The sequence below is a fragment of the Bacteriovorax stolpii genome, from assembly GCF_002872415.1.
Taxonomy (GTDB): Bacteria; Bdellovibrionota; Bacteriovoracia; order Bacteriovoracales; family Bacteriovoracaceae; genus Bacteriovorax; species Bacteriovorax stolpii.
Genome location: NZ_CP025704.1, coordinates 425,211 through 437,380 on the forward strand (window position 1 = coordinate 425,211; position 12,170 = coordinate 437,380).

Annotated in this window: 12 protein-coding genes; 3 read left to right on the forward strand and 9 right to left on the reverse strand. The window is 38.2% G+C overall.

Translation table 11 applies throughout. From position 1 onward, the window contains the following. Positions 1–23: 23 nt before the first annotated feature. Genes ku through ligD form a run of 3 tightly spaced genes read left to right on the forward strand, consistent with a single transcriptional unit; the run spans position 24 to position 3,396 of the window. Positions 24–896, forward strand: a complete 873-nt coding sequence (gene ku / locus C0V70_RS01985; RefSeq protein ID WP_102242189.1) for a non-homologous end joining protein Ku — start codon at positions 24–26, stop codon at positions 894–896. Then, positions 893–1,549: a DNA polymerase ligase N-terminal domain-containing protein gene (locus tag C0V70_RS01990; RefSeq protein ID WP_102242190.1), complete on the forward strand. Its 657-nt coding sequence runs from the start codon at positions 893–895 to the stop codon at positions 1,547–1,549. The genes ku and C0V70_RS01990 overlap by 4 nt, the downstream gene beginning before the upstream one ends. Further along, a complete protein-coding gene (gene ligD / locus C0V70_RS01995) occupies positions 1,546–3,396 on the forward strand; it encodes a DNA ligase D (protein ID WP_102242191.1) in 1,851 nt (616 codons plus the stop codon). The genes C0V70_RS01990 and ligD overlap by 4 nt, the downstream gene beginning before the upstream one ends. Here ligD and C0V70_RS02000 read toward each other — a convergent pair. The 9 genes from C0V70_RS02000 to C0V70_RS02040 form a co-directional block, all read right to left on the reverse strand. Beyond that, entirely contained in the window at positions 3,393–4,445 is a 1,053-nt protein-coding gene (locus C0V70_RS02000) for a hypothetical protein (RefSeq protein WP_102242192.1), read from the reverse strand. The genes ligD and C0V70_RS02000 overlap by 4 nt on opposite strands. Next, positions 4,442–6,073 (reverse strand): NAD(P)-binding protein, encoded by a 1,632-nt coding sequence (locus C0V70_RS02005; protein WP_102242193.1) that lies wholly within the window; start codon positions 6,071–6,073, stop codon positions 4,442–4,444. Before C0V70_RS02005 ends, C0V70_RS02000 begins: the two co-directional genes overlap by 4 nt. Then, entirely contained in the window at positions 6,063–7,559 is a 1,497-nt protein-coding gene (locus tag C0V70_RS02010) for a polyamine aminopropyltransferase (protein ID WP_102242194.1), read from the reverse strand. The genes C0V70_RS02005 and C0V70_RS02010 overlap by 11 nt, the downstream gene beginning before the upstream one ends. Positions 7,560–7,566: 7 nt before the next feature. Beyond that, positions 7,567–7,788 (reverse strand): DUF350 domain-containing protein, encoded by a 222-nt coding sequence (locus tag C0V70_RS02015; RefSeq protein ID WP_102242195.1) that lies wholly within the window; start codon positions 7,786–7,788, stop codon positions 7,567–7,569. Positions 7,789–7,969: 181 nt separating this feature from the next. Continuing rightward, complete coding sequence (locus tag C0V70_RS02020; protein ID WP_102242196.1) at positions 7,970–9,247, reverse strand: DUF4178 domain-containing protein; 1,278 nt, start codon at positions 9,245–9,247, stop codon at positions 7,970–7,972. Then, positions 9,234–9,869 carry a DUF4178 domain-containing protein gene (locus C0V70_RS02025; RefSeq protein ID WP_102242197.1) on the reverse strand — a complete coding sequence of 212 codons (636 nt, stop codon included), beginning with the start codon at positions 9,867–9,869 and terminating at the stop codon, positions 9,234–9,236. Before C0V70_RS02025 ends, C0V70_RS02020 begins: the two co-directional genes overlap by 14 nt. After that, entirely contained in the window at positions 9,866–10,855 is a 990-nt protein-coding gene (locus tag C0V70_RS02030; protein ID WP_102242198.1) for an SPFH domain-containing protein, read from the reverse strand. The genes C0V70_RS02025 and C0V70_RS02030 overlap by 4 nt, the downstream gene beginning before the upstream one ends. 119 nt (positions 10,856–10,974) lie before the next feature. Next, positions 10,975–11,256: a hypothetical protein gene (locus C0V70_RS02035; protein WP_102242199.1), complete on the reverse strand. Its 282-nt coding sequence runs from the start codon at positions 11,254–11,256 to the stop codon at positions 10,975–10,977. A 134-nt stretch (positions 11,257–11,390) separates the two neighbouring features. After that, positions 11,391–12,170, reverse strand: coding sequence for a hypothetical protein (locus C0V70_RS02040; RefSeq protein WP_102242200.1), 780 nt, complete (start codon positions 12,168–12,170; stop codon positions 11,391–11,393).

A 12,170-nucleotide genomic window follows, 5' to 3' on the forward strand; every position in this document is an offset into this window, starting at 1 on the left:
AGCACTGTACGAAGGAGGTGTGCGTGGCAAGAGGAATTTGGAGCGGAGCGATTAGTTTTGGGCTTTTAAATATCCCTGTCGCAGTAATGAGCGCTAAGGAAGAAGAAAGGCTCAGCTTTAAGATGCTCGATAAAAGGAATAAAGCCCCAATAGGCTATAAGCAATACAACAAAGCAACAGGCCGAGAAGTTGAGAGAAAAGATATTGAAAAGGCCTACGAGTATAAGAAGAATCAGTTTGTCATTATCACCGAAGAAGACTTTTTAAAGGCCAATCCTAAGGCCACAAAAACTATCGATATTGAAGATTTCATCTCTCTTGATGAAGTGGATGTGCTTCTTTTTGAAAAACCCTATTACCTGGTTCCTGGAAAAAATGGTGAAAAAGGGTATGTGCTTTTAAGAAAGATTCTAGAAGACACTAATAAGGTAGCGATTGCTAAATTTGTCTTAAGGAGTAAGCAACACCTTGTAGCAGTTATGGCCCGGGACGAGTACCTCGTTTTAGAGATGCTCCGTTTTGCTCATGAAATCCAAGAAACCCATGAAGCAAAATTCTTGGATGATTTTGATTTGAAAAAAGTTAAAATTTCTCCTCGTGAATTAAAGGCAGCTAAAGTGCTAGTTGATGAAATGACAGCTAAATGGAAACCGGAGCAATACAAAGATACATATCAGGATGAGCTTTTAAAATATATTAAAAAGAAAATTAAAAGCGGCGATGTCGAAGAAAATGAAGAGCTGGAAGAAGAGGCTCAGGAAACAGACACCAATGTTCTCGATCTTCTCCCTTTCTTGCAAAAAAGCCTTGGGGAAACTCATGGACAAAGAAAGGCCAGTCATAAAAGCCGAACTCCAGCGAAGAAAATTGTTAAGAAAAAGCGAGCAAGAGCATGACATTAAAGCAATATAAGGAAAAAAGAAATTTTAAGAAAACAGCTGAACCTAAAGGCGTAAAGGGCACGGTAAAAGATAAGCACATTTTTGTTATTCAAAAGCATCATGCTAGTCATCTACATTATGATTTTCGCCTTGAACTTGATGGGGTTTTAAAAAGCTGGGCTGTCCCGAAAGGACCTTCTGTGGATCCCAAAGTAAAAAGACTGGCCGTTGAAGTTGAAGATCACCCTGTCGGTTATGCAAATTTTGAAGGCGAGATTCCTGAAGGTGAATATGGTGGAGGTCATGTCATCGTGTGGGATAAGGGCGAGTGGATTCCTCCTAAAAATGTTCATGAGCAGCTTAAGAAGGGGCATTTAGATTTTGAACTCCATGGTGAAAAACTAGAGGGGCACTGGATGCTTTTAAGAACCAGACAGGGAGAAAATAAAAAACCGAACTGGCTTCTCGTGAAAAAAGATGATAAGGGCGCTGCACCAGGTGTCGATATCACTGAAAATGACAGAAGTGTGATATCTGGAGTCACCATTGAAGATCTTGAAGGTGGGGTTGAATTAAAAACGCTTAAAAAGAAAATTCCAATAAAAAAGAGAGTAATAAAAGAAAAATCATCAGCTAAAAAAAAAGCCCTAAAAAAACGGAGCCTTTGACTTTTAGAGAGATCGGATCACTTCAATTAGCAACTCTGGTCGATTCACTTCCACTAAGTGAAGATTGGGTCCATGAAATAAAATACGACGGCTATCGCACCCTATGCCGAAAAGATAAAAAATCAATCCAACTGGTTACCCGTGGCGGACTTGATTGGAGTAAAAAATACCAAAGCATTCTAAAAGAATGCGAAAAGTTGCCAGTTGACAGCATCGTGATGGATGGAGAAATCGTCTGGCTTGATAACCAAGGACATTCGAGTTTTCAGGGGCTGCAGAATGCTCTTGAAGCACATCGGGACGGACAACTCATTTATTATGTTTTTGATCTCCTCTTTTTAAATGGTTTTGATATCAGAAATTTTCCTCTTATTGAAAGAAAGAAACTTCTTGAGCAAGTTATCCAGAAAACAAAATCTCAAAAGATTATTTACAGCTCCCATTGGAATGAGGATGGAGCAAGTGTTTTTAAAAGTGCCTGCGACAATAAACTGGAAGGGATTATTTCAAAAAATATTCACGGACAGTATTTATCAGGAAGAGGGAAGAATTGGTTAAAGATAAAATGTAAAAATGTTCAGGAATTTGTTATTGGCGGGTATACATTGCAAAAAAATGGAGCTTCTCTTGGTGCTGTTTTACTGGGAGCTCATAACGAGAAAGGAGAATTTCAATACCTCGGAAAGGTTGGAACTGGTTTTAACAATAAAACTAGCACCAACTTATTAAAGAATTTAAAAACACTTCAAATAATCAAATCTCCTTTTGAGGTTAAATCCCCTAAGGGAGAAAAGCAGCTCTGGGTAAAGCCTACCCTTGTGGCCAATATTGAGTTCGCAGCCTGGACGGAGGATAAGATCTTGAGACATGCAGCTTTTAAAGAATTGCGAAAAGATAAAAAAGCATCGGAGGTCATACTGGAGCTACCGGTAAAAAAAACGGTACTTCGAAAGAAAATTAAAACGACATCAGAGATAAGCAGTCCGGATAAAGTTCTTTACCCGGAAGATCAAATCACCAAACAAGACCTGTTGGATTATTATAAAGCGATTGAAAAATGGATTATTCCTTATTTAAGAGATAGACCTCTTGCTCTCCTTAGATGTCCGGCGGGTTATGATCACACTTGTTTTTTTCAGAAACATGCAGAGACCAATGAAGAAGGGATTAAGAGTCAAAACATCGTCTCTAAACTTAAGGAAAAGAAAGAACAAGTGCTTTATATAGATTCCATGAAAGGACTAAGAGAATTAGTTCAATTAGGCACACTGGAAATCCACGTGAGAGGTGGCGATTATCAGCATATTGATTTTGCCAATCAGATCGTTTTTGATTTTGACCCAGATGAAGGAATGAGTTTTGAGAAAGTTAAATCTGCAGCCTTTGAACTTAAGGCCTTATTGGAAAAATTGAAATTAAAATCCTTTATTAAGGTCAGTGGAGGGAAGGGAGTCCATGTCCAAGTGCCAGTTTCTCCAAAATACGATTGGGATGAAATTAAGGAGTTTGCTAAAAAGATTTGTGAACAAATGGAGTCAACTCATCCCGAAAAATATACGACGACGGTGTCTAAGGCAAAAAGAAAAGGAAAGATCTTCCTCGATTATCTGAGAAATGGATATGGCGCAACAGCGATCGCTCCTTATTCCGTTAGAGCGAGAGAGCATGCTCCTGTTGCCTTACCAATTACCTGGGCAGAGGCGAAAAAATTAAAGAGCGCTCATTCTTACACTCTTAAAGAAGTGCCTAAACTTCTTAAAAAAAGATCTGATCCTTGGAAGGGGTATTTGAAATTAAAGCAAAAGATCAAAGTGTTGGATGATTTTAGAAAACATAAAAAACGTTAATTGTTGTCTTTTTTCCAGATAAAGCCATCAAGAATGTAGTGAGTCGTTTGAGGCAGGGCCAAAAGAGGCACTAGCCATTTTAAATAGTCATGGGCAGAAATATGAGGCAAGGAAGAAAAAGGGACAAAGAAATTTAAATGCTCTCTCCAGATTAATCCTGCCCAGAAACCCTCTTCAATAAAGCTGCATAGGAAAAGAACTCCTAGAAAAACGGGAAGGGAGTATGTTGAAAAGAAGTAGCGAAAATAATTCTTCTGTAAAACTTCATTGTCGCTTAGTTCTTTTTTTCCAGTTAACCAAACCAGTGCAAAATAAGGAATACCATGTGAGACAACATTGGTGACAGTAAAGATGAGATCGCTGTTAAATAAAACAATTCCAGTCATCCAGGATAGGGATGTCCCTATCATAAAGATGATCCTAGGCATGTTTACTGGGTGGTGAAATGAATTGCGAATTTCTTTAGCAAAAAAAGTAAGAATAATAAATATATAAAACACAGCGCTCAACGATGAAAACCATTCTGGAATAAAAATAAAAAAATCATTAGCAATAAACCAACTAAAGTTTCTCGGAAGGTGGGCATGCCAATAAATTAAAGGAAAGCATGTGGCACTATAAATGAAAATGGTATCAATCCATTGACTCGCCTTATTTTGAGCATCACTTCGAGAGTAAAGTCTCATAAAGCCGTATTGCTGTCTGATAAAATGAAAAACCGCGAGATAAGCTAGGGCCCTCCAGAAATAAAGAGCATCAAAGGAATAGATCATTGCACTTAAGATAAAGGACAAAAGTGGAGTTAAAATAAAAAGATTCTTACTTTTATTAAAGTGAAGTGGATTCAAATACGTTTTATAAAGAGAACTGTAAACATGGCTGACATCTATAAGTAAAACGAAAATAATCCATGGAATAAGGCCAAATGACGTATCGTCTGAAATCCATTGGGCAAGAAAAAGGGCAATGATAACAGAGTAGAACGCTGGTCCCAGGATGAACCAGGTGTCTAGTCGTTTATTTCCAATCCAGGGATATGAGAGATTCATCCTTTGCTCGTTTTCTTTAGAATATTTTCTGCGGCTTTACATCCATGATAAAGGCCTTCTTCAAAAATGGAAATCCCGCTCATGTCAGTATGGGCAAATTGAATAGGACCTAAAGGCTCCTGCATCTTCTTTCTTTTTGAATTCCAAAGATAGTTAACTCCCGGGCTGATCATTCCATGCCCCCAAAGCCAGACGTCAACATGAAGAATGTCTTTTGTGATGTCAGGATGCATTTTTTCAAGATCAGGAATTATGACATCTAGCCAGTCGTCAAAAGTCCTAAGAAAGGAAAGATGCCGTGATTCTTTGCTCGTTAATTTATCCAATGGCAAATAGTAAGTGATAACAGTTTCTTTCTGATTGAATTTTAGGTTTTGGTGATTGGCATTGATGTAGCCTAATGAATCACTATAATAGCTGACATTGTCCCATGAGAAAGGTTCTCCTTGTCCCAAAGGTTTATTCTTCAACGAAATGTTTGCAACCATCCATGGAGAATAGGTAAGTTCCTGACTTAATTTTTCAGGAAGTCCTTTAATCACCTTATCGGCCGTGTATCGTGGGCCACTATAGATCACATGGTTAGCGATGAAGCGCACGTATTCCTTAGTGGTGGGGTTAAAACTATCTATGAAAACTTTCTGATTGGGAGAAACTTCTATGTTGTAAGCGAGTTGTTGGCAGCGGATATGATTGCTGGAAATATCTCTGAGTTTTCTAGCCAGCCAGCCATTTCCTTCTGGCCAGGTGATTGTGCTTTGAGAGTCGGAGTTGGCACAATGTCCATTTCTTGATGAGAAATAATGGATTCCCGCCCATGCGGAAACATCTTTATAAGAAACTCCAAAATCATCACGGCAACAATAGTTTACATACCAGTGTAAAGGGGCTGCATCCCATCCTTTTGAAAGGAGGAAGTCATGCATGGTTATTTTATCAAGAGCTAGGAAGTCCTCATCTTGAGAACTATAATCTAAAGGAATAGCAAAAAGGTATTTTCCATCTTTTCCTTTTTTACCTTTTAAGGATTCAACGAAGTGAAAAAAATCATCATATTGCTTTTTTTCATTAGGCCTTATCCCATGTGTGGGAATCAATCCTTCCTGCCATCTGCCTTGAAAAAAAAGCCTTTCTTGAGGGTCAGAGCAAAGATAATAATCATTGATGACTGGAAGACCTTTCTCATAACCGGTAATCACACCCAATTCTTCGAAAAGTTTTATAAGGTTAGTATCGTACAAGTTAGGCAAAGGCACATAGTGAGCGCCCCATGGGTATTTGCTGATGGTGTTCTCTCCAGATTGAGAGTTCCCGCCAGTCGTCGTATCCATTTCCAGGATAATAAAATCAGTTTTGTTATTTTTTTTCAAATGCCATCCGGCAGAAAGCCCTGAGATACCTCCGCCAACAATGACAGTATCAATAGTTTCTGTTCTTTCAGGAATAGTAGATAGCCCTGAGCGAAGAAGATGTCCTGTTTTATAATTTGCACCAACGATTTGCCCAGCAATAGGATAGCGCCTTTTCCTGAAATTAATATAAGACGGGATACTACTAGCTCCGGCAACTGCAGCGAGAGTCAAAAGCTTGGCAAAGTCTCTGCGATTGAGCTTTGGTTTAGTGTGCATAGTTTGCCCATTCTTCTTCAAAATGTTTCACCAGGACCTGATTGTTAAGTTTATTAACTTCTGTGGTCTGAACGATCATATCTTCCGGGAAAATCATTAAAGAATGCAGGACATCTGCAGTGATAAATTTTAAGTTCTCTGGAAATTTTTCAGGAGCAACAAAAGTTTCTGTTGAAAAAAGAATATAACCCCAGTCTCCAAAGGCCGGGACATAAGCATGATAAGGTGTTGTCAGGAAACCAACTGACTTTAGTGTATTATCAATGCACCAGTAAGATTTTTTCGCGACATAAGGAGAAGTGCTTTGAACCACACCTAATCCACCTTCCGCGACAGATCTTTTCAGGAGTTTGTAGAACGTATTTGTGTAGAGTTTACCGATAGAATAGTTACTTGGATCGGGAAAGTCGACGATTACAAAATCAAATTTTTCTTGATTCTCTTTTAACCATAAAAAAGCATCTGTATTGATAACTTTAACTTTAGAAGAGTTTAGTGCGTTGTGATTGAGTGTCGTTAAAAGAGTGTTGGTAGAAAATAGTTTAGTCATTTCTGGGTCGAGATCGACAAGGGTAATGTTTTCAACACTTGGGTATTTGAGAACTTCTCTTACAGCGAGCCCATCGCCTCCACCAAGAATAAGAACCTTTTTAGGATTAGGTATACTGGCCAGGCCAACGTGAACTAAGGCTTCATGGTATCGGTATTCATCTTTTGAACTAAACTGCAGGTTTCCGTTTAAGAAAAGTCGGAAATCATCAGTCGATTTTGTCAGAACAATTCTTTGGTATTTTGTTGATTTGGCGTAAATCACATTATCCTGAAAACTCGCAGACTCGGCAAAAGAGACGATTCGTTCAGACTCAACAAAACCCACTGCTAAAACTAAAAGAAAAAAGATTGCGCTAAGGCGATGAGCGTTGATCCATTTTATTTTGTCTTTAAAAATCGTCAGGGTCCAGACAGCTACCAAAAGGTTAATGATGCCAAACAAGAATGCTGTTTTCACAAAACCCAAGTGAGGGACCAAAAAGAGAGGAAACATAATCGAAGCAATTAAGGCTCCAATGTAATCAAAAGTAAAAATTTTAGAAACGAGATCTTTAAATTCAAAATGAGTTTGCAATATTCTCATTAAAAGCGGGATCTCAACCCCAACCAGGATTCCGGTGAGAGAAAGTAGTGAGTAGAGGATAATCTTGAATGATGTCACATATTCAAAGGAGACAAAGAGGATACTTGCAGAAAAACCTCCGACCACACCAATTAGAATCTCAATCTGAATAAATTTTTCCAATAGGTTCTTATTCAAAAATTTTGAAAGATAAGAACCAATCCCCATTGAAAAAAGATAAACGCCGATGACAGTTGAAAACTGGGTGATTGAATCCCCCAGAAGATAACTGGCAAGAGCGGCGGCGATCAATTCATAAATTAATCCGCAAGTAGAAATGACAAATACAGAAAGTAGTAATAATTGGGCCATTTTTTAATTAACCATGAATAGCAGAGGCCACAATTTGAGCAACTGCAATAGTAATAGCACCTACAGTGATGGCCATCGCCACATTGTGTTTTTCAACAATTTCCTGCCAAAGGTTTCCAGGAGTAAACTTATCAAAAGCGATAAGAGACAAAAATAGAATAATAAGTCCTAGGACTGAATAAACGATAGCGCTCGCAATGTACTTTGAAGAGATAAGTTGTTCTGTCATGGTGTCTCCTAATATAAAAAGATAGTTGTTACTTATGGTATGATCGGCCGGCATGACCTTTAGCTAATGGTGCCGCATTCATTGTATCAAAATAGCGCCATCCGAGGGCATTCGCACAAATCATCAGCGCGCATAAAAAAATTCCAAGATATTTATAAAACGTTTTCATTATTCTTCCTGATTAATTGCCTTCGTAATATGGACTCATTTCCCAGCGAGACATTTCAAAACGATAATCTCTAATGGCGTAGTAAATTGGGAAGGCCATAAGAACTAGAATTGAGAACCAAAAATTGTACCAAATAGGGACGTCGCTCTCGACAATGAGTTGGAAGGTGGGCTGATTGATCGCTATATTTTTAGCTTGTTCACCATTTGTTACCGATTCAAAGTTAATATGGTATTTTCCTTTAGGGATGCTAGAAAGAGTGATTGTTGCATTAGGAGTTCCTTCGGCCCATCTCCCGTCAGAGTCATATCCTGAGTAGTATTCAACACCATGAGTGAATTCAAAAGATTCATCGTTTTTACTCTCATTGATCAGCTCGCCATTGACTTCAATCCAGTCATTGTTAATGCGCGACTGGATGGTAATATCCATTGCACTCATAAAAGATGGCATATCAAAGCTTTCACTACTTGCGACTTTTTCGGTGGATACTGTCGGAACAGCTATCTCTTGAGAGTAGACGATTTTTGGTTTAGTCATGGCCACGTATGTGATTTGAATGATGAAAAGTACAATGGCAAAAGCAAAACACATTTTAGATGTATAAATTTTTAAGTCAGCAAAAGGGCTGACTTGGTTTGGAGAAATTCCTTTTGGTGATCTGATCTCTTTTAGCTTAAAGGCCTTTTCGATTTCGTTGTGTGATATAGACTCACCAAGGCTCCAGACGATCTCATCTTCATTTTTTTCAGAAGACAGGATAAAAGGAGGAGCAATATATTCAGTCATGGTGCAGTTGTCATCACTTTGAACTTGCCAGTAAAATTCTCCGGCAACAAAAAGAACTCTCGCTCTATAATCAGAAAAAGCTTTGTATACGCGGTCTTTAAATAAGGCTTCGGATCCTGAAATTTCAGGTTTAACCTTTGTCATCGTGATAAAGTTCCAATGCCCCTCATACTCGGATAACCAGCGATAGCCTTCATAGGGATTGAAAAGAAGATATTCTTGCCAGTCATAGGCAAAGCTATCTCTTCTTTGCATGAATCCTACAACTTCCCAAAGGGTTCCATTGATTTTTCCTCTCGTTCCCAGGGGGATAGTCATCTTCGGTGGAATCTTTTTTGCCATAGTGCTTAGGATTCGATAATTTTCATTAGTCGCATCAATAATAGAGCCGCAAGAACTACAGACAACACTTAATGTGTATCCGCTTGCGCGTATAGAAACTTGTCCGCCACACGAAGGGCAGTCAAAAACTTTGACGTAAGGTTTACTATTGCCAGCCATCTAATTCCTTTAGATTTTGAAATTTGAAAGTTTTAAAATCACAATACTCACCCTGGAAGATTTTTGTCAGTCCATCGTAATATTCAAGATTGAGAAATTTGTTTTGATTATTGCTTAAATCAACGCTAGTGCGCTTTGTTTCTTTTGTGTTGAACATAGGCAATTCACCAGATGATAAGGAGTGAGTCACTCGTTTAATATCATCAACGGTGTAAAAAACCTGGTTAACACTGACCATTTTATTGACCTGGACATCTTCTCTTAGGGGAGGTGAGAGCACATGTTTAGCTTCAACACTGAACATGTAAAAGCCCTGAGCGTGAGCGATCCAGCCATCAGCTCCATTTTCAAAGGCGACAAACCACTCATCCCAAAAACCTCTATCGTAATGCACGCGTTGGCGTCCAATGATTTCAAAATGGTCATTTTTATAAATGCCGGTTGTTCCAATTTGCAGAGGAGAAAGATCTGGTGGGAATTCACTTGTTTTCCCATAAGTTTCCAGGTTCACACCATGTTTCACGACGACAGACTTGCAAGAAGAGCAAGTATTGCACATCGAAAAATAGCATTTGAAGTCAATATCAGCGCCACAACTGGGACAAGTATAGATTTCTTTCATTTAATTCTTTTTAACAGTTCTGCTTTTTTACTTTCAAACTCTTCTTTCGTGATAATGCCTTTGGTGTGCATATCATGCAGCTTATTGATCAGCTCCATTGGATCAGAATCTGTATTATTTTGTGAATTGTTCTGATTCAACATTCCCTGCATTGATTGACCGATGGCCGCACCAATACCTACACTGGCCCCAACACCAGCTAGACCACCTTCATTTTTAGCGGCTAAAGTAATACTCTCGGCAGTCTGAAAATTAGCGTATTTATTTAAATCACCAAGCACACTCATTGAAGAAGCTTTATCCACATACTGCTGAATTTCTTCTGGAAGGCTGATACTTTGAACAAAAAAGCTCTCTAGTGAAAGCCCGTAATTGGCAAAATGTCCCGCTAAAGCTTTTTTTAAATTTTGCGATAACTCGACTTGATTAGCGGCCAGTTCAATAAAACTCATCTGCAAGTTACCAAGAAAGCTGGCAAATGAAGTGATAATGATCGACCTCAATTGATTTTCAACATCAGTTGTTGTGTAAAGCTCTTGAATCCCGCTGAGCTTGCTGAAGAAAATCTCAGGCTTAACAATTTTGTATGTATAAGTCCCATTTGCCCTGATTCTCATCGTTCCGTATTTTACATCATTGACGATAACAGGAGAAGATGTTCCCCATCTTTGGTCAATTTGATCTTTTGTCGAAAAGAAAATGACGTCAGATTTAAAAGGGGACTTAAAAGCTTTATCCCAGTTTCTTAATGTTGTAAGAATGGGAAGTGTGTTCGTGGTTAATGTATGCAGTCCTGGTTTAAATAAGTCGGCAGCTTTTCCTTCATTGATGAATAAGGCCAGCTGAGTGTTGCGAACGGTGAGCTTAGCACCGTTTTGAATTTCTCTATCTTGCATTGGATAACGATAGGATAAAATACCGGGAGCATCGTCAACCCATTCAATAACATCAATAAACTGCTTAGTGAAAATATCAAAGATTCCCATGCGACTTCCTATTTAAAAATTAGATATAAAAAATAGTAAATCGAATTAAATAAATTTAACAGATTTATTATAGTTAGAATTTTTAACTTTGAACTGTTGCACTGGGTTACATAAACAGGTTAATTATTGGTGCAATGAGTGTCCCTGTCTGAGTCTCTCTTTGGCACTTTGGTATAATCATAATCCTGTTGATGAACTTCATCATTTATATCGTCTTCGCTGTCCTCATAGACGTAAGAAGCCTGAGGAACCACGTGAATGGTAGAAGGCCTTTTTGCCTTAGTTGGATGAAAAGTGCGCTTTTCATCATTTTGTTGTCTCCAGACTGAAACAAACATCCCGATGGGAAATAAAAACCAAAGACACATAACTGAAACAGTAATGATTTGCTCAGCACTCATTTCTTCCTCCATGAGAGAGGGAATTGCCCCTCTTGAATTCAGCTTATCAAGGAGAAAATGGAAGCTTAATAGGACCTAAGAGAACTTAAAGTTAAATTAAAAAAAGTAAATGAGTCAGTTTTGAAACGATGCTTTTAATTTTCTTTGATTTCATATTCTTGCTGATCGAAGTCTAGAAGAAGAATTGCGGCAAGAATAATGCTTTGAAAGAACCAAACTTTAAGCGAGATGAGTGTCATCGTATGAAAAAGTGCGACACAGATAAAGGCCGAGATGTATTTTTTCTTGAAGACAAAAAGAAAAGGCAGCACCTGGAGGGCAATGACGAGTAGAGCTCCTAAAATAAGAAAAACATTGCTCGAAGGTGAATTAAAAAAATGAATAAAGTAAGAAGGCCCATTATCCAAAGTTGCATTGTTCACTTGAATACGAAGGTAATCGGCTAAACTGTATTGCTTATACGAAGTCGCAAAATCAAAAAAACCTCTGATCTTCCAGATTCCAGAGCAGAAATAGGTTAAGGTGAAAATCCCTGCAAGATTTTGTCTCCACCACTCATCATATTCTTTTTTGAAAGTCGGAGGGAAAATAAGAGCAGCAAGTATATAGATCCATTGATGGAATCCATGATTGATTTTTCCATAGGAAAAATACATGGCCATAAGAAAAAAAACAGAAACAAAAGAAATGATTCTCAGTGAGCGGTGTTTTGTTTTAAATGCTAATAAGAAAGTACTTAAAAGAGAAGTCCCAAGCATTATATTAGCCGTAAAAAACCAACTCGATTGAGGAATCCATTTTACCGGCCAGAGAACATCAGTAGGCTTTAAATTAAGAATATAAAGAAACTGAGTGACATGGGCCATAATCAGCACAAAAAGAGTTAGGTAAAGAATTGTGATTCTGTTTTTCAT